Origin of the sequence: Natrinema zhouii, from assembly GCF_013456555.2 — an archaeon.
GTDB classification, from domain to species: domain Archaea; phylum Halobacteriota; class Halobacteria; order Halobacteriales; family Natrialbaceae; genus Natrinema; species Natrinema zhouii.
Window position 1 is genome coordinate 3,612,833 of sequence record NZ_CP059154.1, and the last position, 21,927, is coordinate 3,634,759.

Here is a 21,927-nt window from a genome sequence, read left to right on the forward strand (position 1 = left end):
CGGGAAACTATGATGGACGCAGGTTGCCGGCGGACTGACGTGGTGCTTCACCCTAACCCGCTGGCGTCAGCGGATGGCGCTTACGAGTTCTCTTCGTCCTGTAACTCTGCGAGTTCGGCCTCGACGTCTTCCTGATCCTCGCCCTCGAGCTCCATGAGTTCCTCCTCGTCGACCTCGCTTTCGGCATCGGAGTCGGCCGTCGTCTCGGACTCGGTCTCGGATTCGACCGCCGTCTCCGACTCGTCCGCCCCGACCTCGGATTTGAGCGTCTCGAGTTCGGCCTCGACGCCGCTGTCGGTCGAGAGCTGCTCGAGTTCGCGGTCGATGGTGTCCTTGTCGGAGAGGACGTCCTCGAACGCGCCGGACTCGTGGAGTTCGTCCATCGCGGCGGCGCGGGCCTCCATGTCCTCGGTCTGTTCTTCGGCGCGCTCGATGGCGCGGCCGACGTCTTCGAACTCCTCGCCGGTGGCCGTCATCGCTTCGGAGACCGTCGAGCTGGCCTTGGCGGCCTCGTGACGGGCCTTCATCGTCTCCTTCTTGGTCCGGAACTCCTCGATGCGGCTCTGGAGCTCGTCTTTCTGTTCGATCAGCCGGTCTTGCTGTCCCTGCAGGTCCGAGATCTGACGCTCCAGGTCCTCGATCTGGTTCATCTTCGTCTTCTTCTTCTCGAGGGCCTGTCGCGCCAGGTCTTCCCGGCCCTGCTGGACCGCCGTCCGGGCCTGCCCGTTGTGCTTCTCGACGTTTTCCTCGAGGCGGCGCTTCTGCATCTCGAGGCGCTTTTTCTGCGTGGTGAGATCGGCGATTCCCCGTTTGACCTGCTGGAGCTGGTCGCGCATCTGCTCGTACGAATAGTCCAGCGTTTCGGTCGGGTCCTCGGCCCGGTTGAGTACCGAGTTGAGTTTCGACCGGATGACGTAGGAAGCCCGAGAGAGGATGCCCATATTCGCTACGTATCGTTCCCCGGCCTTAAAAACATCACTTCGGTAACAGTCCGCGACGACTGGAACGAACGTTGCGGTGGGAGCGCGACGCGTCCCGATCCGGCCTCGTCTCCGAGGCACCTCGAGACGCTGGCGGCTCACGTCGCGCTCGAGGTGGAAGTTATCGGTCAATGGCAACCGACCGAACGCCGAGAGCCTCGTCGACGACGATCGTGGCCGTCCCCGCCTCGCCCTCGACTTCGAGCGCGAGCCGGACGGGATCCTGGGATTCTACCCGCGTCGTCGGCGTCGGCAACTCCCAGTCGTACCGCTCGAGATCGACGCCGACATCGCCGAGCGCACTGGCGACGCGCTCCTCGAACAGCAACGGTGAGAGCGGTTCCACGCCGACCAGAAACGTGCAGGTGTCGCACGCGATCTCGACCAGATTGTCGTCTGCGACGTCGTCGAGGGGAACGTCGACGGTCGTTGTTCCCGCACAGAACGGACACTGACCGTCGCGAGCCAGTCCGATATGGTATCTGGCGCGGCGGGCGGTCGCTCGAGCGACTGCCCGAACGCTTCGCCCCGCGAACCCGTTTTTCGGGAACGGATACGTGAAGCCGGGCCAGTCGTCACACGCCGAACACTCGACGGAGACGAACCCCCGTTCGTACCGCAGGATCGCCGTCGCGTCGCACCGCGGACATGCCGAGTCGATCGCCGTCGGTCCGTACTCGAGGCGGTCGGTCGGCCGGTGCGCCAGCACGGCCCGGTACAGGGCCGTCACGCTCGCCGTCGGAACGTAGCCGTCCTCGACCTGCCGAACGTAAACGCCGCGGAGCTTGTCGAGGTGGTAGTTGAACTTCCCGCTGTCGCGCATGCCAACCGCGTCCATCAGCTCCGCGTACGACTTCGGGTCCGTGTAGACCGCGTGCCAGTCCTCGAGCAACGCCAGGAGGATCTCGAGGCGGATCTCGTGGTCGAGCAGAGAGAACGCCTCCCGAACTGCGGCCTCCGTCCGATCGTCCGGTTCCATGCGTTACCGTAGTCCCGACGGCCCATTGACCGTTCCGGACGAGCGAGACCGAGGCGAATCGCACCCGCTTTGTGAAATTCACTTCACAAAGCGATTACATCCCCTCCGGTCCGATACGCTATCGGTGATCGAACGGATGGCTTCGACTGAATCGACTGGGTTCGCGGCGCGGCTTCGCCAACGGCTCCGATCGTTCGAGCCGATGTACCTCGCCTTCCTGGGACTGCTGGCGCTTCCGAGCTACGTCTTCGACTCGCTCGCGTTTCTGGAGCTCTTCGAGGCGTTCTTCCTCTTCTTCCTCTGGCCGTTCGTCGGCCCGCTGATCGATATGGTATTGCGACGGCGCACCGACGAGGAGGCGACGGAGCCGACCGACTGGATCGACACGGGCGGTGGGGGGACGTACGCCGCGTGGCTCCTCACATTGCCGTTGACGCTCCTGAATCCGCTGGTACTGGCACAGGACGCGATGCAGCTTCTCGGCACCGCCGTCGCGTTCGCGCGCCACCGGGGCTCGTTCCCCGACGCCGGGAGCTACGACCAGCGCGTTTCGTACCGACTCCCGTTCGACGGCACGTGGACCGTCGTGAACGGCAGCCACGACCACGATTACTCCCACTCCTGGTTGCCGGTGAATCAGCGCTACGCCTACGACTTCGTGATCACCGACGCGGACGGCCGAACGTCCCCGGAGAGAGCCGGTTCGGACGTGGATGCATACTACTGCTACGACGAACCGGTGGTCGCGCCCGCCGACGGCGTCGTGGTCGACGTCTTCGACGACGCCTTCGAGGCCGCTCGAGGCGGCGGGATCTCCCATCCGCTGAAGCGGGACATCCGCGGGAACTACGTGGTCATCCAGCACGCGCCCGACGAGTACAGCTGTCTCGCCCACCTCGTCCCCGGCAGCGCGACGGTCGAAGCCGGGGACCGCGTGGCCCGCGGCCAGCGAATCGGGCGATGCGGCCACTCCGGTAACTCGTCGGAACCTCACCTCCACTTCCAAGTGCAGGATCATCCGGACTTCGAGCTCGCGGCGGGGCTTCCGGTCGCCTTCGACGACGTCGCGATCGAGTGGCCGGGCGTCGAAGCACCGGTCGACGACCCTCGGTCGCACTCGAGCGACGGCAGCGACCGACCTCGATCATATGTTACCGCCGGTCAGCGAGTCGCGCACGTCGATCGCGATCGGAACGGCGGCCGACCGAGCCGGGATTCCACAGTCGCCCCCGGTGTCGCATCCGAAGTCGACGGCCCGGAACTCGTGACGACGTCGAGTGGCCGCCGGCCCGGGATCGCGACGCTCCAGGGGGTCTCGTTCGGAGTCTGTGTCGGCGGGGTCGTCACATACTTCGTCTCGATCGTCGCGTCGTGGTCCGTCGTCGCAGTCCTGCTCGGCGGCGGGGCAGCGCTCGGTGCGGCCGCTCGCATCGGCTCCCCGCTGCGTCGCGGAGGCGGCGATGAACGCCGATCCGGCTCGGATTCGATGGGGACCGTCGTCGGCGTCGGCCTCATCGCCGCCATCGTCGTCTGGGTCGGCTGGGCGGCTCCGGCCGTCGGGTTCGGACTCCTGGCTCTCGGAGCGTTGGCCTTCCTGACTGGGTTCGTCGGTTACGTCGGGCTCGGCGAGTACGACAGGCTTCGCTTGCGAGAATCGTTCCACGACCACGACGGTGTACGTCCCGTCTGAGCGAATCGGGTCCGGCCACCTCGAGTACTCGTCGTGCAACTGTCCCAGACGGGGCTTGATTAGCGATCGGCCGCAACGATCGCTCATGACCGATGTTCTGATTCCCGGCAGTCGCGACGTCCGCGGGACGGTCTCGGAACCGGCCGACGAACCGCGGGCGATCGTCGTCGCCTGTCCGCCACATCCACAACACGGCGGCTCGCGCAGCGATCCGCGACTGGTCGCCGTCAGCGACGCGTTAGTCGAGATCGGAATCGCCTGCCTGCGTTTCGATTACGGCGCGTGGAACGAGGGCCGCGGCGAGCGGGAAGACGTTCGAAACGCCGTCCGGTGGGCTCGCGACGAATACGACGGGGGAGACATCGATGAGATCCCCGTCGGCGTCTTCGGCTACAGTTTCGGCGCGTCGCTGGCGCTGCTCGCGTCGGCCGACATCGATCCCGATCCCGACGCCGTCGCCGTCCTCGCACCCGCTGCACGACTCGGCGACGACCTCGACGCCCTGGCAGCGCTGGAGACGCTCGAGTCCCCCGTCCACGTTTGCTACGGTGAACGGGACACGACCGTCGACTGGGAACCGATCGTCGAGCGGGCGCGGGACCGCGGTGACGAGACTACTGCGCTGGCGGCCGATCACTTTTTCCTCGACAAAGCGGACGATATCGCGAGGGGCGTCAGTGCGTTCTTCGAGCGGACGCTGCTCGAGTCGGTTTGAGAGCGTACCGACGGATCAGCACGGGAGACCATCTCGAACGCCGGTCATTCGCTCTCGGGCGCGGGAACCGTTTTCCGAACGCCCCGAGTAGGGCCGCCGAAATGGGACCGATACACGAACGAGGTGTCGCGGCTGTGCGCACCGATGACTGCTGACCGCGCGCAGCCGGTCCAGCGGGCCGACACGTGGACCGACCTCTAGGAGCTGATCACGCAGGAGATGTGGATGGCCGACATCGGCCGGCACCGTTCACCCTACATCTTCCGCGGCGTGCCGGACGAATCGTTCAGTCTCGAAACCTCGATCACCCGGTTCGTCGGCGACTCCGGGAAGTGGACCCTCGAGCCGTTGTTGCTCCGAAACTTCGCGCAGTACGCGGCGAGCGAGATGGAAGAGCCCCGATCCGTCTGGCACCTGCTGGCGATCGCCCAGCACTACGGACTACCGACTCGGCTGCTCGACTGGTCGTTCTCGCCGCTCGTCGCGGCGTACTTCGCGACCCACACCGGCGACACCGACCACGACGGCGCGATCTGGGCCGTCGACTACCGAAAACTGCACGCCGACCTCCCCGACTACTACCAGTCGGTCCTCGAGATGACGGAGACGAACATGCTCGATACGCATCTCCTCTCGAACGCGATCCTCGAGTACGAAATCGATGAGAAGCGTACCGATGGCGACGGATCCGCGCCGGCACGCGATCTCAACGACGTCTCCCGCCTCCACGAACTGTGGCAGGAGCTGTGGGCACCCGACGCCAGCGAACCCGACGAGGAGTACGTCGTGTTCTTCCGACCGCCCGCGATCGACGACCGCATCGTCGACCAGTCGGCCGTCTTTTCCTTCCAGTCGGATCCGCGACTCGTCCTCGATCAGTGGCTCAAGGACCGCCCCGACTGCTACCGGAAGATCATCATCCCGGGCGATCGCAAACTCGAGTTCCGGGACAAACTCGATCAGCTGAACGTCAACCATCGGACGCTGTTCCCCGGTCTCGAGGGGCTGGCGACCTGGCTCAAGCAGTACTATCAGCCGCAGTCGGGGAGCGACTCGAGCGGGTGAACGGTTGGGATTATCGTCGGTTCCGGAGGTCGGTGAGCGCTCCCACGCAAACGACTGCCGTCGCGACGTGCATCGCACCGAGGATAGCACCGGCGACGAGGCTGCCGCCGGGCTCACTGGGGATGACGGTGAAATCGGGAACCAACGAGAGGAGGAGGACGATCGCCGCGACGGCTGCGAACAGTCGATCTGGGTTGGCGGCGACTCGCGCGAGGACAACGTAGGTCACGGTCGCACCGACGACGCTGAGGGTAGTAAACAGCGATACGGGGCCGTAATTCAGTGCCATCAGCTCCGGGGCAATGCCACCGGTGTTCGCCCCGAACACGATGAGCCAGTTGATGAGCAACGACAGGACGAGCGCTACCGCCCCCGATAGCGCGATATCTCTGAGGGAGAGATTCCTGGACGATGACGAGGGGTTCGTTTCCGTATTCATAGTCTCGTATACAATTCAGGCGGCGAAAAGCATTCTGACAGTATTCATATATTGATCGACCAGTGAAACGGGAGCGGCCACGAGAGACGCACAATGGATTCGCGACTCTGAGAACACGTCTCGAATCGGGCAGAAGCTGGGGTGTCAACGAATAGCCGTTGTGAACGGCCGGTTGGAGAACGTCTGTCCGTAAAACGATCCCGACAGCGTCGAGAGTATCAGTCCCGGCCGTGCCGGGTCAGACACTTCGGAAGCCCGATCAGTTCGACCGGTTCCGAATTATCGGGCGAGTAGACGACCATCTGCCCCTTCTCCATGTAGGGGACTTTGGACTCGAGGTTACTGGGAATATTCACGCTCTTGATGGCTTCCTTGTCGCCGAGGTTCAACACGACGGTGGTGTTGATCTGCTTGAAGACCGCATCGTGGATGTCCTGTGGGTCCTGTGTGATGAGAAAGAGTCCGAGTCGTTCTTTCCGGCCCTGTTTGGCGGCCTCGGTGAACTTGTTGATGACCTTCCCCGCCTGCACCGAGTCGGCGTCGGTCAGGAAGTTGTGGGCCTCGTCCATCCCGAGCACGAGCGGGGTCTCCTTGATCCGGTCGTAGTCCGGATCGTTCGAGAGCTTCTGGTCGATGATGAGCGAGGAGACCGCGAGGACGATGGCCTCCGTCGCTCGAGTATCGTTGATGTGGTAGGTCGGCACCACGGTGAGTCCGCCGGGACGGACGAACTCGTGGACCAGCTCGGTGATCGGCCGGGCGTCCTGGTCGAAGACGTGGTCGAAGCCGAGCACGCGCCGCCGGACCGCGTCGAAGGTCGCTTCGTGGACCCGACCGGACTCGTCGAGCTCCTCGCGCAGCGCGGGGTCGTCGAGGAACGTCGTGAACTCCTCGTACGTGCCATCGTTCCCGTACTGCTTCCGGAATCGCGGCAGGAGCACGCTGACCAGCGCGCCGTACTGGTTGTCGTTCAGTCCGCTGCCCGCGACCAGCCACGGGTTGTCGTGGACCATCGCGAACGGAATCGTGAACTCGACTTGCTCCGCGCGGTGGTGGCCCGCCGCGTATGACGCCGACCCCACTTTCGGAATGAAGGCGGTCGTCTCGTCGTGACCGCCGTGGGCGATTCCCTCCCGCTCGAGCCGACGCGCGAACTCGTCGTCCAGTTCGGGGTTGTCGTCGTGCATCTGGGCGTACTCGTCCTGCGGGTCGAACTGGACGACGGCGGGCTGGACCTCACGGCCGTCGTCCATCGGATAGGTCCGCTCGTCGTCGAGGTACTGACGGAGAATGTTCTTCGCGCCGTGAGTCTTTCCCGAGCCGGTCCCACCGGCGACGAGCGTGTGCCGGAAAACGAGCGGATCGCCCGCGTCGTAGTCGTCTTTCAGCCGGTAATCGATGGTCGGCGGGGTGGCTGCGGTCCGCACCTTCTCACCGCCGACCGAGAGGTGCCCGAGGAAGACACCGTCGTCGGGTATCTTCAATCCGGTCTTGATCTCCTCGGTGTCGTCGGCCTGCCGGATCACCGTCTGCGGTTTCGGCACGCGGTCGGTCATCCGTCGTTTGAGTTCGCCGTCATCGTCGTAGAGGATGGCCACGGGCTCGAGGCTCGCGACGAACTTGTAATCCGATTCGTCGATTTCGTCGGTGCGCATCGCCCGTCGGGCGTGAATTTCCGTCGCGTCGTCGGCGTGATACTGCTGTGCGTACTCCAGCCCCGTAATGCGACAGAACAGCGTCTCGCCGTTCGCGCGCCCGCTGGTACGCTCCCGACCGGCGGCAGCCGCCCCGTCCGGGAACGGTGCGAGCAGGTAGCTTCCGATCCGAATCGACGAGCGGTTGCCGCGGGTAACGTAGGCCCGCAGCGTCGTCTCCTCGCCGTCCTCGTCGACGCGCAGTCCCTGAGAGACGCAGATTGCCCCGATGCCGACGTCGTCGCCGCTCGGTTCGACGGTCGTCGGTTCGAACTCGGCGCTCGTTCCGTCAGCCGTCGAACCCGTGGTCGCCGGTTCCTCCTCACCCGAGGACGACGGCGACGAGCCGTCTGCGTCGGCCGACACGCCGTCTTCGGTATCGGCGTCGGCGTTGAAATCGCCGAAGTCTCCCAGATCGCTCATACCAACCCCATCCGGCCCATCCCTAAAACGCGTTTCCCTCCAGCTGGACGGAGTGTTTATCTGGGGGGATGGTCACGAGCGGCTATCAACCGGAGCACTGCGAGCGCAACGGCCACTAACGTGACTCCGATCGTAAAGCCGGGAACCGGCAGATCGCCCCCGTTATCGGCCGCCCCACTGTCGACGTCGCTCGAGTTGTTCTCGCTCCTCTCCTCAGATTCGAGGTCCAGCTCGTCGGGATCGGGGTGGTCGAACGACTCGAGCGACTGGTCGCCGCCGTCGACCGCGACGGTCACGGATTCGTCGACGACGGCGATCGGCCAGTCGCCCGTGAGAGCCACGTCGGTTTCGTCGAACGAAATCGCCGTCGTGCCGGCGGGCGCGTCGTCGGCGACCCGGACGGTCAGGGTCGCGATCGTTCCCGTTCCGGTTGTCCCGCCCGCGGCCGGCTCGCGACGCTGCTCGAGGAATGCCGTCCCCCGTTCGTGAGCGATCCGTTCCGTTGTCCGAATTTCGGTCTCCTCGCCCTCGAGCCACGGGCCTCGTTCGATGTCGGTGACCTCGAGGTAGTCGGGATGGTACTGGGCGATCAGCGCGACTCCCGAGATGCCCTCGTTACCGTGGCCGCCCTGACTCTGTAGCGTGACGTCGATCTCGATCGTCTCGCCGGGCGCGGCCTCGACCGTCCGCTGCTCGGGCGAGAGAATCGCGACCTGATCGATCGCGACGGCCGTCCCCGCGGCGCCGACAACCGAGAGAGCGAGCAGAACGGCGAGTCCGCTACCGACGACGATGCGGGCGATGCCTGTCATGGTCGGCACGATATCGCGGGCACCGTTCTCACGTGGCGTCTCGCGGGTGCCGTCCGCACGTAGCGGTGGCATTTCGTGTAGTACCTCCGCCTGGGAACGGGAATATTGTGCCCTTCTGGTGACCGGCGATGTGACTGATGAGTGTCAGATGGTAACAGATAATGAGAGTGGCGTTCGGACGCGATCGGCGACTACTGAACGATCGAGGCGACGTCATCGTATCGCGTGACCAGCCCCGACTCGTGATCGTAGCTGATGACGCCGACGTCAGCCATCGCGGGCAGGTGAGAGTGGTGCAGCGCAATCTCCGCACGGTCCGGATCCGAAAACGGACCGCCGTCGTACGCGCTGAGTCGAGCCGCGAGTTGCTCGAGCGAGAGCGGTCGGTCGTCCTCGAGGTCGGCGAGCAGGCGCATCCGGACGGGATCGACGACCGTCTCGAGCAGCTGTTTCGCGTGGTCCGTCTCGCACAGTTCGAAGAGCGCGGTGATGTCCGCGGGATGAACTGGCGATTCGTCGACGAGTTCGACGCCATCGTCGTCCCAGTCGACGATCTCGTATTCCTCGAGTCGCGGCAGGTGGTTGTGAACGAGACTGATGCGAACGGCGTGTCGAGCCTGCCCAGTCGGGCGATTCGTTTCCATCCGGTTGGTCAGTTCCGTCGTCAGTTCCGGCAGGGAAAGCCGCACTCCACCGGATCCCAATACCTGAAGGATGCGAAGCCGTCGGGGATGACGGAGAACTTCGTAACACTCCGTGGGGACATCGAAGAGTGGATCTGTCATATTGTCGCCGCTGAGATGTGCGTCCGAACTCATTACTCATACCCTCCCCTGCAATTGGCATAAGGACATTTCCAAAACAATTTGGGCCGAACAGTCTGCCGTTATTCCCTTAATAACATGCTAACTGGTTGAAGTGCCCGTAAACGGCACATAGAGAGAAATCCCGTTGATAATGGGAGTACCGGCATTCAAAAACAGTTACCATTAATGAGCAACCATAGGTCGCCGATAACGGTCCGTCGTGTTGTTTTTATATAGTACCGGTGACGCACTGGCTGCCCCGGCGTCGATCAGCAGTGGAACCCTAAACGAGTAGACGACGCTCGAGCGTGCTGCAGGACCGGCCCGTGGCTATCGCGAGAGCCGCGGCTGTCACGGTCGGTGATCAATCGTGCCCTCTCGTCTTCCGTCGCCGATTCCGTTACAGTACCAACGTGAACGATGAGTCATCGGTCGGACAGCTATCGTGCGACCAGGTGTGCATTGTCGTTCGTGGTTACGATATCTCGCATAGCTCGAGTAATAGCACGGTGTTTTTGCGTCCGCGAGGCGTACACTACCGTATGCTTATGGTACGCGGTCGTGCCGGCGGGACGGAACTCACCGGCACCCTGTACGAACGAGGCGAACGAGCCCCCTCGTTCCGCGGCGCACCCGACGAAGACGCCGCGTACGTCTGGGTCTGCGACGAGTTCTACGAGGTCGACAGCGGGGGGTCGACCCAGCTAGTCGACGGCCGCGAGGTGCATCTCGCCTTCGAGTCACCGATGCCCCGCGGCTTCGATACCCGCGAACAGGCGCTCGAGGGTGCCAGAGAACACGTCCGGACGCAGTTCGCCCGAATCGGAATCGACCCCGACGACGTTTCGCTCGAGGTCGAGAAAAACGACGGCTAATACTCTGCCTGTGGAGTCCGGGTTCTATCTGCCGCGACGTCTCGAGCGATGAGGTCGGTTCTAGATCGATACCGTCGGTCGTCGTACTGAGGGCCATAGCTATGCCACTGGCGTGCGTACAAGTACCATGATACAGAGCGTCACCAGTTCGCCGCTCGACGAGATCGAGTTCCTCGCGCGGTCGGACCACCGCGTCACCGCGCTCGAGGCACTGGCCGCGCGTCCACAGAGCCGGAGCGACCTCCGGGAGCTGACCGGGGTTTCGCGGTCCACGGTCGGGCGCACGCTCCGCGAGTTCGAAGACCGACGCTGGATCAGGCGGGAGGGACACCAGTACGAGGCGACACAGCTCGGCGGGTTCGTCGCATCGGGAATGCGGGAACTGATCGATCGGCTCGAAACCGAGCAGAAACTCCGCGACGTCTGGCAGTGGCTCCCGATCGAGGCAAGCGGCTTCTCGATCGAGATGGGGGCCGATGCCGTCGTGACGGTCGCCCGGACCGACGATCCGTACCGCCCGGTGAATCGATTCGTGTCGCTGCTCCGGGAGACGGATCAGTTCCGATTCGTCGGGTTCGACCTGGCCTTGCTCGAGCCGTGTAAGGACGAACTCGCTCGGCAAATCGTCAACGGGATGGAAACGGAGATCATCGACCCACCGCGCGTCGCCAGACACATCCTCTCGACCTACCCGGAGCACTGTTCCGGGCCGCGAGAGAGCGGCAATCTCGCGGTCCGACTCCACGACGAGTTGCCGCCGTACGGAATCGCTCTCTTCGACCATCGAATCGGGATCAGCGGCCACAGTCCCGACAGCGGGACGGTTCGGGTGTTGATCGATACCGACGCGCCGGAAACGCGCGAGTGGGCAGAATCGACGTACGAGTCCTATCGACGCGACTCTCGACCGCTCGTTTCCGAACTGTCCATGGAGTGACCGCCGGGCAGCGTCCGCACCGGAGTCACCGGCTGCACGGAACCCATCGGATGCCTACACGACCCTCCGCCTCGTAGCATCTCTCGCCGGGAGGCGAAACGAGATTATGACGAACGATCTGCAAACGGAGGACAGGACGATGGCACTCCAAGTGGCGTGTGAGACGGCGGTTTCGGGCTGCGTCTTCCGCATGCGTACCGAGGAGGACGACAGGGAACGCCTGCTGGAAATCACGCGGGAGCACGTCAAAGAACAGCACGGGAAAACGTACACGCTCGAGGAGATCGACGAACAACACGTGAACGAAGTCGAGGTCGAACTCGAGACGGGGGAAATCAATGAGTCTACAGCGGACAACGGCTGAGCGACACGGGACCGACTACGAGCCTGGACGGGGGCTGCGGATCGGATCCCTCATGATGGCGCTCGCGGGCGTCGCCTTCGTCGGGTACGGGGTCGTCTTCCTCGCGAGAACGTTCTTCGGCACCGGATTCGAACTCGGCGTCGCGACACTGAACGGCGTGACGCCGGCGGAGCTCGATGCGATCGATCCGGCGATCATGCACTACATCAACCACCTTCACGTCGCGACTGCAGCGTTCATCATCGCCACCGGGATCGCCATCGCGGCGCTCGCGTGGTACGGTGTCCGAAGCGGGCAACTGTGGGCGTGGGCGACGGCGATCGTCGCCGCCGTGATCGGGCTGGCCCTCGCGCTCCCGATGCACTACGCCGATCTCTTCGCTCACGACTGGGTGACGCACCTCGGCCCGATCTACCTCGCGACGATCGTGTTCGTGATGGGGGCCGCCCTCGCCTACCGGGGAGTTCGGTCCGAACCTCGGCTAGCGGAAACCGGCGAGAACACTGAGGCCTAGTGGCCCGGAGCTATTTTTCGATAGTCTGTCGACCGAATCTCACTGAATACCGATACCAGATCTTTCACTGAGCGCCGATACCGGACCTCTTCCTGGACGCCAATAGCGGACCCGTATTATTCAATAGGGCTGTTCGTCCCACCGATGATCGTCGTAGGTCCGATCCTGCGCCGCGTCGAAGCGCTCCTCGAGCGTCTCGCGGAGCGACGCCTTCTCCGCGTTGCTGATCCGGGCGAGTTCGTCGGCTTTCGCGACGATCGTCGGCGGGCCGTGGGCGATAGCGACGTCCTGTAGCAACTGCATCGTTAGCCGCTCGCGCGTCTCCGGATCCTTCGTGAACGCGTAGGGTGCTTCGATCCGATACAGGAGGTCGTCGCGCGGATCGTAGACGACGAAGAAGGTGACCTCGTAGGCCTCGTGCTCGAGGTGCCGCTCGACGCCGAGCGCGTCTCCCTCAGCCGACAGCGGCCGATCGACGCCGCCGCGCGACCGGAACCAGTTCGTGTAGGTGAGCGCCGACGTGTCCCGCTCCCAGCGGTCGCCGTCGACGTCGTCGACGTACTCGCCGCGCTCGAGCAGGCGAGTGAAGAGCGCCGAGTCGTCGCTCCACGGGACGCTGAGATCGACGTCTCGTTTGGCCTTCAGCGTCCGCGTGAGAACCCGCGTTGCGGGATTCTTGACGAAGCCGACGAGCGGGACGTTCCGGTCGACGAACGTCTCGACCAGCCGGACGTAGTTCTCGAGGACCGTCGTCGGTCGCGGATCGTCGAGCAGGAAGTCGGCGAGGTCGGGGTGCTGGTCGGCCCAGCGCAGCAGGCCCCGCGGGTACAGCGGGCCGTCGAGGACGAGCAGATCCGAGACCGTTTCGGCGTGGTCGCGAGCGTGGGTGCTCTCGGCGAGGTATAACGCCAGCGCGTGGACGACGCCCTCGGCGAAGCGGGGCAGCGGCGGGATCTTGACCGCGCGACTTCGGCTGTACCCTTCGTCGAATTTTCCCCAGGTCTCGTCGACGGTCATCGTCTCGTCGTTGGAGTGAACCGTCATCACGGTCGTTCGCGACCGGTGGAGGTCGAGATCGCTCGGAGTCGCGCTCATCGCCGCCTGCGCGATGTCGATGACGAGCCCGTTTTTGAACGTCGTCGGGTTGATCGTCCCCGCGTCGAGGCCGTGTTCGGTCGGGAACGCGGGGTCGTCCAGCGCGACCGCCTCGCAGTCGACCAGCCGTCGCGCCTGCTCGTCGACCGGCTCGAGGACCGTCCGTCCGTCGTGAACCAGCGGGTCGAGGAACTCCGCCCAGACCGTCTCGGCGAAGGCGCGGCGGTCGCGCTCGTCGGTCCCGTGATCGATCCGCCCTGCGAGCCGCGCGATGCCGTCGAAGTGGACCGGATCGAGCGTCATGACAGGTGGCTCCCACCCGACCCGCAAAAAGCCAGTGGTCGCCACTCGAGCGAACCACAACTCGCGTGCGAGTAAATTACTATCAGAAAACGTATGTATGGGCGCTTCGAGGCGACGGGTAACTCGATGTCCCAGCGAGAACCGGCTGCCATCACCCGCGACGACCGTGCGATTAACTGGCGAGGAACCGATTCCGGGGTCACCCTCTTCGAAGCGGGGAACGCGGACGCCTGGATTCACGTCGAATTCGAGGCAGGCATCCCGCCGGAACACCGCCTGTTCATGGTGTGTGACGAGTGCGGTGCCGTGTTCGCACAGCGAGTGAAACCTGGGAAAGGGACTACCTGTGGCGACTGCGGTATGACGTTCGAACACGACAGGGACGCGACTCGGTCATCGTACTGACGGCGGTCGGCGACCGCTTTCTGTTTTCGGTCTTCGACCGACGGCGGTGAGTGTGACGGCAACGAGAACAGACGTTTCAGTTAACAACAAACTTATGCCGGTCGATACGAGACCCGAGAGCGAACGGTCAGGAGTAGACGATGCCTCAGGCCACCTCTACGAACGTGCGAGATCGGGTGACGGATACGCTGGATCGGGTCGCGGGAGCGATCGAACGGCGATTCGAGATCGATCTCCGAGCGCTGGCCGCGTTCCGTATCGCGGTCGGGACGTTGCTGATCGTCGATCTGCTGTTGCGCTCGCGGAGCCTCACGGCCTTTTATACTGACGACGGCGTCCTCCCTCGCGAGGCGCTGTTCTCCGATTACTCGGCGGTCTACTCCCTTCATGCAATCTCCGGTGAGGCGTGGGCACAGATTCTCCTGTTTTTCGTCGCGGGCGCGTTCGCGCTCGCCGTGCTCGTCGGCTACCGGACCAGGCTCGCGACGATCGTTTCGTGGCTCCTGTTGGTCTCGCTGCACGTCCGGAATCCGATGATCCTCAACGGCGGCGACATCATGTTGCGAATGCTCCTCCTCTGGGGAATCTTCCTCCCGCTCGGAGAACGGTGGTCGATCGACGCTCGCCGGATCGAACGAGACCGGGCGGCGGTCTCTTCCGTCGGGACGATGGCCGTTCTCACGCAGGTGTTGCTCATGTACGTGACCAACGCCATCCACAAGAGCAGAAGCGACGCGTGGATGTCGGGAAACGCGGTCGTCGAAATCTTTCAGGCCGATCAGTTCACGATCCTGCTCGGCAACGCCATCGCGGATCAGGTGCCGCTGTTGCGCGCGTTCACCCACCTCTGGATGGTACTCATTCTGCTTTCGCCCTTGCTTATCGTACTGGTCGGATACCGGCGAGCGGCGTTCGCGTCGCTCTTCGTCGGTATGCACCTCGGTATGTTCGTCACGATTCAGGTCGGTCTCTTCCCCCTGATCTCCGTCGCTGGGCTCCTCCTGTTCTATCCGTCCGCCGTCTGGGACGACCTGACCGCGCTCGCGACTCGAGTCGGGATCACACCGCGACTCCACGGCGGCCTGATCCGGCTCCAGCGAGATTTCCCGCAGTTCTCGCTCCCACTGCTCCGGTCGGTCCGGGAGGCCGTACCCTCGCCCTCACCCGCGGCGATCACGTCTCGCGGTCGGGTCCTGTTCTCGACGGTCGTGCCGTGGCTCTTCCTCGTCCTCGTCGTCCTCGCCAACGCGCAGGCGGTCGACTACACCGAGGTCCCGGACCCCGCCGAACAGGTCCTCGAGACGACCCACGCCGAGCAGAGCTGGCGGATGTTCGCCCCGAACCCGATCTCCAACGCCCGGTGGCTCGTCGTGCCGGGCGAACTCGAGGACGGGACGGAAGCCGACGCCCTCTACGGATCGGCCGTCGACTGGGACAGACCGCCTTCGGTCGACGAGACCTACGAGACCTCGCGGTGGCGCAAATATATCGCGACGATGCGCTACACCGACAACGAGAACCACCGCTCGTACTTCGCCAACCACCTGTGCGGGCGCTGGAACGCCACTCACGAGACCGGCGTCGACCGGCTGACCATCTACGGAATGACCGATCGAGCCGGCCCGTCCGAAGAACCGGACATTGCCAGGTACGAACTGCTCGAGTACGACTGTTCGGGGGAGTTCATCCAGCACGACTGACGCCGTTCGACGAGTCCGCGAGCTGAACTCGCGCGGACCGAGTGCGGTACGAGACGCAACCGAACCCCGTTTCGGTAGACAACGACAGCTAGTTAGGCCGCGCTGGAATCCGAACAGATATGGAAGCTGCGCTGATCGTCCTCGACGGCTGGGGGCTCGGTAACGGCGGCAGAGACGCGGTCGCCGCGGCCGAAACGCCGGTCTTCGATCGACTGTCGGAATCGGGCGCGTACGGACGGCTCGAGGTCGCGGGCCGGCGCGTCGGCCTGCCGGACGGACAGATGGGCAACAGCGAGGTCGGCCACCTCAACATCGGTGCGGGGCGAGTCGTCTATCAGGAGTACACCCGAATTTCGGATTCGATCGCCGACGGCTCCTTTCGGGAGAACGACGCGATCAATACGGCGTTCGACCAGGCGAAGGAAAACGACGGGCGCGTCCACTTCGTCGGGCTCGTCAGCGACGGCGGCGTTCACTCCGATCACGAACACCTCCACGCGCTGATCGAGCTGGCGGCCGACCGCGACGTCGGGGCCGTCACCCACGCTATCACCGACGGGCGGGACACCTCGCCGACCGGCGGTCGCGAGTATCTCGAGACGCTCGAGGACGTCGTTGCGGAACACGGCACCGGTGACGTCGCGACGGTCTCGGGTCGGTACTACGCAATGGACCGCGACCAGAACTGGGAGCGGACGAAGCGTGCCTACGACGCCATCGTGTCTCGCGAGGCCGAGTGGACCGCCGAATCGGCCGTCGATGCCGTCGAGGAATCGTACGACCGCGGCGAGACCGACGAGTTCGTCGAGCCCACACTGGTAGAGGGGCAGCCGGCGCTCGAGGACGGCGACAGCGAGACGCCTTTGGCGTCTCGAGCAGCCGGAGTCGAAGACTCCGGCGACAGCGCTGAGCAGAGCTCAGCTGGCAGCCATCTTGCGCTGCAAGATGGCGATTCGGTCGTCTGGTTCAACTTCCGCTCCGATCGGGCGCGGCAATTGACTCGGATGCTGGCGGACATTCGGCCCGAAGACTGGGCCGACGAACTCGAGACGAACCCGCCGGACGCGGAAGTCGTCATGCTGACCCAGTACGACGAGACGTTCGACCTCCCCGTGGCCTACCCGCCGAATCAGCCCGAGCAGGTGCTGGGCGAGGTGCTGGCCGACGCGGGCCGAACCCAGCTCCGGATCGCCGAATCCGAGAAGTACGCCCACGTCACCTACTTCCTCAACGGGGGCCGCGAGGTCGAGTTCGACGGCGAAATCCGGAAGATCGTCGAGAGTCCCGACGTGCCGACCTACGACCTGCAGCCGGAGATGAGCGCGCCCGAAGTGACGGACACCGCCGCTGAGACTATCGAGTCGGACGATCCCGACGTGCTCGTCCTTAACTACGCCAACCCGGACATGGTCGGCCACACAGGTGACTACGAGGCCGCGATCGAGGCCGTCGAAGCCGTCGACACGCAACTGAGTCGGCTGGTGGAGACGCTCGAGGAGAGCGGCGCACATGTCCTTATCACCGCCGATCACGGCAACGCCGACGATATGGGGACCGAGGAAGATCCCCACACCGCCCACACGTATAACGAGGTTCCGCTCGTTTACGTCGCTCCTGACGGCACTGCAGGGGGGCGGACAGTCCGCGAGGGTGGCACCCTCGCCGACATCGCGCCGACGATGCTCGAGGTAATCGACCTCGACCAGCCCCCCGAGATGACCGGCGAGTCGCTGCTCGAATGAGCGGAGGTTCGGGATCGAGCGAGGTGAGGAGGCGGTGAAACACGCCAGCGGGCTGGGACTCTGGATCGTCTCCCGGACGATCACGGCGATGGGCGGCGGTGTCGCAAGATCGGTCCGCCTGACTCGGTCGTGGTCGTCGTGGACGGTCAGTCTCAGTACCGGACCGGTCGGGTCTCGAGAGATATATACCGCACATACGAAGGTTCAACGTCCAGAGAGGAGTTGGTCCGTCCGAACCGATTCAGATGTCCCAGATCACTTCCACTGACGCGGACGAATCAGTTGTCGACGCGTACGTTCTCGGCGTTCGTATCGTCGAGTCCGAGAGAGCCGACGACGGGTCGCAGTACCGATTCGAGGCCCCGGAACACACCGAAATCTCGTTCGGCGACCTCAAGGACGCTCGCCTCTACGCGGATGTCTACTTCGACGTCAACGGCTTCGTCGAGGAGGGCACCGGTGAGCGCGGCGTCCCGCCGGAAGTCGTCCAGGCCGGCAAGGACACTCTCGCCGCATACCTCGTCACGTTTCCCTGGGCGGACGTCAACTGGGTCGCCTCGTTTTACGGTGCCACGCCGACCGAGATCGAGCGCTACCTCTCGTGGGTTCGCGAGCGTGCCGCCGAGATCCGATCCGAGGCGGCCGAACGAGGCCTCGAGTAGATCCGCGACGGCCCGCAGTCACGAACGGCTCTTTTCAGCTCCGCCGTCGGCCTCGATCTGTTCGATCGGTGAACTGATCGGGTGTTGAAGCGATCCACCATCAGTTCGGACGAGTTCCGGAATCTCCGTCCGAGCGGCGCTCCTGTTTACATATATATCGGACAATAGTCGTAAGAGCACTCAATCGCCTATATGATCGGCAGTATAGTACTGAAACCTATACTATTATACGTGCATATATTATAAAATCTCATTAATTAATCGGGGGTTGCTCCGCCTGCATGGTCGACTTTACCAGACGGAACTTGATGGCATCGTCAGTCGCGGCGGCCATCAGCACCGGAGCGATCGGCGTCGCCAGTGCACAGGACGGACCCAACGAACACGAGACGCTGGACGCACCGTACGTCGAGGGGACCATCGAACGGTTCTCGACGACGGCTCGAGGCGCGGAGGTCACGGGACCGTTCGTCTTCGAGACGGGCGAACTCCTCTACAGTCTCCAGGCACCGAGCAACGACAACCCCGAACCGTTCAATCGCGGCGGCGTCGGCGTCTTCGAGGGGTTCCAGTTCACCTTCAATGGGACGAACGACGAGTTCGACGAACTCGAGCCGCCACGAACCGAGAGCGAGCAGGGAACAGTGCTCTCGGCGGCGGGCGAGTACACGCTCCTCGCGCAGTACGGACAAGAGATCAACGGCGGGGCGGAGAAGTGGGGCCAGCCCCAGACCCCCGACGGAACGAACATGTCGGTCGGCGACAATCACGACATGAACTTCTTCGTCTCGACGAACGAGGACGGCACCGAGGGCTACCTCTTTACGAACAACGAAACCACGCCCGGTGCCATCACGCGGACCCCGATCAGTCGGACGGACGGCAGCTGGGACGCCGACCTCGAGAACGCGGACGAGCTCGAGAACCACGAGGCGTTCCGCGATATCGGCGGCACGAAGATCAACTGCTACGGCGACCTGAGTCCGTGGGAGACGCCCCTCTCCGCGGAAGAGGACTACGGCCATCCGCGCGTCAACGGGATCGCGACGGTCAGCGACATCGTCGAAGAGGGCAGCGGCGTCGGCCTGCGCGGAGGCAGCGAGTTCTACAACCGCCCCAACATCTCCGAGGTCGGGGATGCCCTCGAGGAGATCTTCGGCGACGAGGCCTGGTCGCCGATGGGTCTCTGGTCGAACGCAGGCGTCGAGGAACTCGCCGCCTACCTCGGTTCGGAGCGCATCGACCGGACGGAAGCGGGCAACGAGCGAACGCCCATCAACGACGAGTTCCCCAACCGCTATCGCTACGGCAAGATCGTCGAAATCACCGACCCGACCGCCGCGGAACCGACGCCGGTCAAGCATCACGTCTTCGGTCGGGCCGCCTGGGAGTGTCCGGAGGTCCTGCCCGACGAGCGGACCGTCTACCTCGCCTCCGACGGCGGCGCGAAGGGGATCTACAAGTTCGTCGCGGACGAGCCGATCCCCGAGTACGACAGCCGGATGGACGTCCGCGGCACGCTGTACGCCATGAAGGCGAGCGAGATCGGCGAGGGGCCGGTCGCCGAGACGGATCTCGAGGTCGAGTGGCTCGAACTCGGCACCGCGAGCAACGCCGAGGTCGAGTCCTGGATCGCCGACTACGACGGGATCACGCAGGTCGAGTACCTCGAGACCCACGCCGAAACCGACTGGGAAGACGACCTCGAGACCGCGCTCGCGGAAGCCGATGAGGAAGTCGCGATCAACGGCAACCGGGACTACATCACCGACGAGGAGATCGTCGAGTGGGCGGATCAGTACGAGGCACACGGCCCCGATGGCGTCGACGAAGAGCTTCGCCGCATCCCCTTCCTCGAGACCCGCGCGGCCGCCAAGGAGATCGGCGCGAGCATCGAGTTCAACAAGGCCGAGGGGATCGACGCCCACGACGCGGCCGAACCCGGCGACTTCATCTACTTCGGTATCTCCTCGCTCGGCGGTTACATGACCGACGATCAGGGGGAGCTCCGATTCGACGAGGTCGAGAGCGGCGTCCTCTACCGCGCCGAACTCGAGGAGGGGTACGACGTCTCCCGGCTCGAGCCGGTCGTCGTCGGCCCGAACGGTAGCGACCCCGAATCCCTGAAAGACGTCTCGCTCATCAACGTCGACAACGTCATGGTGATGGACGACGGCCGCGTCCTCCTCTGTGAGGACAAGGGGAGTTTCGGCCGCTCGTACCCCAACGACGCGATGTGGGTCTACGAGCCGCCGACATCGCTTCGTGTGGGCTCCGTCGCCGTCAGCCAGGAGGCTACCGGCGAGGTCGATCTGACGCTCTCGTCGGTACCCGACGGCCTCGCCGGCGGCAGTATCACCGTCTCCCTCGAGCACACCGACGTCGCCGAAATCACGGGCGCGACCTACCACGACGCGCTCGAACTCACCGCCGGTCCGACGATCAGCGACGATGGCTCGACGGTCGAATTTCGGTTCGCGGACATCGACGACGCGATCGAGCCCGGCGCGATGAACGTGACGCTGGCGAGCGTCGAACTCGAGGGCGTCGGGACCGGAACGACGGATATCACGGTCGACGTGCAAGCGCTGGACGACGACGACGGAGCCGCTATCGACCCCCAGCGCCGTCCCGGCGTGGTGGTTACCGGCCCACCGCCGATCGGTGGCGGGCCGGGCGGTTCCGGCAGGGCACCGACCGATCCGGACGGCGACGGCCGATTCGAGGACGTCAACGGCAACGGCCGACTCGACTACAACGACGTCGTCTTGCTGTTCGATCACATCGAGGACGACTCGGTGACGCTCAACGCCGACGCCTACGGCTTCAACGAGAACGGCCGCATTGACTACGACGACATCGACGAACTGTACGACGATCTGTGAGGCGGATGGAACGACCAGACGCCGATTCGGCCACGACCGCACGGCGGGGCCGAGCTGACGAGTCGGCTTCGATCAGTTGGCCGAGATCACGGCGACGGACGGTGACGGCGCTCGTCGTCGGGCTCGTGGTCTGTCTGGTAACCCTTCCGGCTCCGATTGCGGCCGCAAGCGAGGGTCCGCCGTCCGTCTCCGGTGTGGACACCACAGCGACGGCAGCGGCCGAGAGCACGCTCGTCGTCACCGATGCGACCGTCGAGCCCGGGACCACCACGACACACCGGATCGCGCTCACCGACGCGCCGGACGGCCTCGCCGGCTTCGAGGTCACGCTCGAGCTGTCCGGCGACGCCACAAGGGTCTCGAACGCCAGCTATCCCGACGCGTACGGGCTGACAACTGAGCCGATCACGAGCGCCGACGGCCGATCGGTGACCGTCGAGGCCGCGGACCTCACCGACGAAGTGACGCCGGGGGCGACCGACGTCACCCTCGCGACCGTCGAGGTGAACGCCACCGAGACTGCGACCGGTTCGACGACGCTGCGAGTGACAGAGTCCCAGGTCGACGCCGACGACGGCAGCCGCATCGAACCGGCGCTCGAGTCGGGGACGCTCACCGTCGGCGAGGACGGACCGACCGCCGCGTCATCGCAGGACGAAGGGGACGGGTCGGAGGGAGAGGCCGCAGTAGATGGGGCGGGTCCGTCGGGATCGGATTCGTCGGAACCGGTTCCCGGCTTCGCCGCCGGATCGGCGATCGGTGCGATAGCCGTTCTCGCGGCCGCCTTGCTCGCGCGGTCCCGCTGACGCCTCCCGATCGGCTTTCTGTTGGACACCGTTCGC

Annotated in this window: 20 protein-coding genes; 13 read left to right on the forward strand and 7 right to left on the reverse strand. The window is 64.6% G+C overall.

Annotated features, from left to right (window positions below; translation table 11 throughout):
• Positions 1-80: 80 nt before the first annotated feature.
• Both HYG81_RS36645 and HYG81_RS36650 read right to left on the reverse strand, forming a co-directional pair.
• Entirely contained in the window at positions 81-941 is an 861-nt protein-coding gene (locus HYG81_RS36645) for a PspA/IM30 family protein (RefSeq protein WP_180841081.1), read from the reverse strand.
• A gap of 160 nt (positions 942-1,101) precedes the next feature.
• Positions 1,102-1,959 (reverse strand): winged helix-turn-helix domain-containing protein, encoded by an 858-nt coding sequence (locus HYG81_RS36650; protein WP_180841082.1) that lies wholly within the window; start codon positions 1,957-1,959, stop codon positions 1,102-1,104.
• A 136-nt stretch (positions 1,960-2,095) separates the two neighbouring features.
• On the opposite strand from HYG81_RS36650, the gene HYG81_RS36655 reads away from it, so the two are divergent.
• The 3 genes from HYG81_RS36655 to HYG81_RS36665 all read left to right on the forward strand — a co-directional run bounded on the left by HYG81_RS36655 (position 2,096) and on the right by HYG81_RS36665 (position 5,429).
• Positions 2,096-3,649 carry a M23 family metallopeptidase gene (locus tag HYG81_RS36655; protein WP_180841083.1) on the forward strand — a complete coding sequence of 518 codons (1,554 nt, stop codon included), beginning with the start codon at positions 2,096-2,098 and terminating at the stop codon, positions 3,647-3,649.
• A gap of 85 nt (positions 3,650-3,734) precedes the next feature.
• Positions 3,735-4,364, forward strand: coding sequence for an alpha/beta hydrolase (locus tag HYG81_RS36660; protein WP_180841084.1), 630 nt, complete (start codon positions 3,735-3,737; stop codon positions 4,362-4,364).
• 225 nt (positions 4,365-4,589) lie between these two features.
• Entirely contained in the window at positions 4,590-5,429 is an 840-nt protein-coding gene (locus HYG81_RS36665; protein ID WP_226375982.1) for an FRG domain-containing protein, read from the forward strand.
• A 10-nt stretch (positions 5,430-5,439) separates the two neighbouring features.
• Here the strand turns inward: HYG81_RS36665 and HYG81_RS36670 are convergent, their stop codons facing one another.
• The 4 genes from HYG81_RS36670 to HYG81_RS36685 form a co-directional block, all read right to left on the reverse strand.
• Positions 5,440-5,868 (reverse strand): DUF6069 family protein, encoded by a 429-nt coding sequence (locus HYG81_RS36670; protein WP_180841085.1) that lies wholly within the window; start codon positions 5,866-5,868, stop codon positions 5,440-5,442.
• Between the two features lie 218 nt (positions 5,869-6,086).
• On the reverse strand, positions 6,087-7,985 hold the full coding sequence (locus HYG81_RS36675) for an ATP-binding protein (RefSeq protein WP_180841086.1): 1,899 nt from the start codon (positions 7,983-7,985) through the stop codon (positions 6,087-6,089).
• Between the two features lie 56 nt (positions 7,986-8,041).
• Positions 8,042-8,797, reverse strand: coding sequence for a cohesin domain-containing protein (locus tag HYG81_RS36680; RefSeq protein ID WP_180843061.1), 756 nt, complete (start codon positions 8,795-8,797; stop codon positions 8,042-8,044).
• Between the two features lie 191 nt (positions 8,798-8,988).
• Positions 8,989-9,615: a DUF7344 domain-containing protein gene (locus HYG81_RS36685; protein ID WP_180841087.1), complete on the reverse strand. Its 627-nt coding sequence runs from the start codon at positions 9,613-9,615 to the stop codon at positions 8,989-8,991.
• 530 nt (positions 9,616-10,145) lie between these two features.
• Between HYG81_RS36685 and HYG81_RS36690 the strand changes: the two genes are divergently transcribed.
• From HYG81_RS36690 to HYG81_RS36705, 4 genes are all read left to right on the forward strand, one after another.
• Positions 10,146-10,478 carry a DUF7113 family protein gene (locus tag HYG81_RS36690; protein ID WP_180841088.1) on the forward strand — a complete coding sequence of 111 codons (333 nt, stop codon included), beginning with the start codon at positions 10,146-10,148 and terminating at the stop codon, positions 10,476-10,478.
• Positions 10,479-10,605: 127 nt separating this feature from the next.
• A complete protein-coding gene (locus HYG81_RS36695; protein ID WP_180841089.1) occupies positions 10,606-11,415 on the forward strand; it encodes a helix-turn-helix transcriptional regulator in 810 nt (269 codons plus the stop codon).
• A 139-nt stretch (positions 11,416-11,554) separates the two neighbouring features.
• Complete coding sequence (locus tag HYG81_RS36700) at positions 11,555-11,779, forward strand: DUF1059 domain-containing protein (RefSeq protein WP_226375983.1); 225 nt, start codon at positions 11,555-11,557, stop codon at positions 11,777-11,779.
• A complete protein-coding gene (locus HYG81_RS36705; protein ID WP_180841091.1) occupies positions 11,754-12,293 on the forward strand; it encodes a hypothetical protein in 540 nt (179 codons plus the stop codon). Before HYG81_RS36700 ends, HYG81_RS36705 begins: the two co-directional genes overlap by 26 nt.
• A 120-nt stretch (positions 12,294-12,413) precedes the next feature.
• Here the strand turns inward: HYG81_RS36705 and HYG81_RS36710 are convergent, their stop codons facing one another.
• On the reverse strand, positions 12,414-13,691 hold the full coding sequence (locus HYG81_RS36710) for a DNA double-strand break repair nuclease NurA (RefSeq protein ID WP_180841092.1): 1,278 nt from the start codon (positions 13,689-13,691) through the stop codon (positions 12,414-12,416).
• Positions 13,692-13,817: 126 nt separating this feature from the next.
• On the opposite strand from HYG81_RS36710, the gene HYG81_RS36715 reads away from it, so the two are divergent.
• The 6 genes from HYG81_RS36715 (at position 13,818) to HYG81_RS36740 (ending at position 21,891) form a co-directional block, all read left to right on the forward strand.
• Positions 13,818-14,096, forward strand: coding sequence for a hypothetical protein (locus tag HYG81_RS36715; protein ID WP_180841093.1), 279 nt, complete (start codon positions 13,818-13,820; stop codon positions 14,094-14,096).
• Between the two features lie 140 nt (positions 14,097-14,236).
• Positions 14,237-15,796 carry an HTTM domain-containing protein gene (locus HYG81_RS36720; RefSeq protein WP_180841094.1) on the forward strand — a complete coding sequence of 520 codons (1,560 nt, stop codon included), beginning with the start codon at positions 14,237-14,239 and terminating at the stop codon, positions 15,794-15,796.
• 119 nt (positions 15,797-15,915) lie between these two features.
• Entirely contained in the window at positions 15,916-17,538 is a 1,623-nt protein-coding gene (gene gpmI / locus HYG81_RS36725) for a 2,3-bisphosphoglycerate-independent phosphoglycerate mutase (protein ID WP_180841095.1), read from the forward strand.
• A gap of 245 nt (positions 17,539-17,783) precedes the next feature.
• The gene (locus HYG81_RS36730) at positions 17,784-18,200 is read left to right on the forward strand and encodes a hypothetical protein (protein ID WP_180841096.1); all 417 of its coding nucleotides are present in this window, start codon (positions 17,784-17,786) and stop codon (positions 18,198-18,200) included.
• 281 nt (positions 18,201-18,481) lie between these two features.
• Positions 18,482-21,085 carry an alkaline phosphatase PhoX gene (locus HYG81_RS36735; protein WP_180841097.1) on the forward strand — a complete coding sequence of 868 codons (2,604 nt, stop codon included), beginning with the start codon at positions 18,482-18,484 and terminating at the stop codon, positions 21,083-21,085.
• 5 nt (positions 21,086-21,090) lie between these two features.
• A complete protein-coding gene (locus HYG81_RS36740) occupies positions 21,091-21,891 on the forward strand; it encodes a hypothetical protein (RefSeq protein WP_180841098.1) in 801 nt (266 codons plus the stop codon).
• Positions 21,892-21,927: the final 36 nt, after the last annotated feature.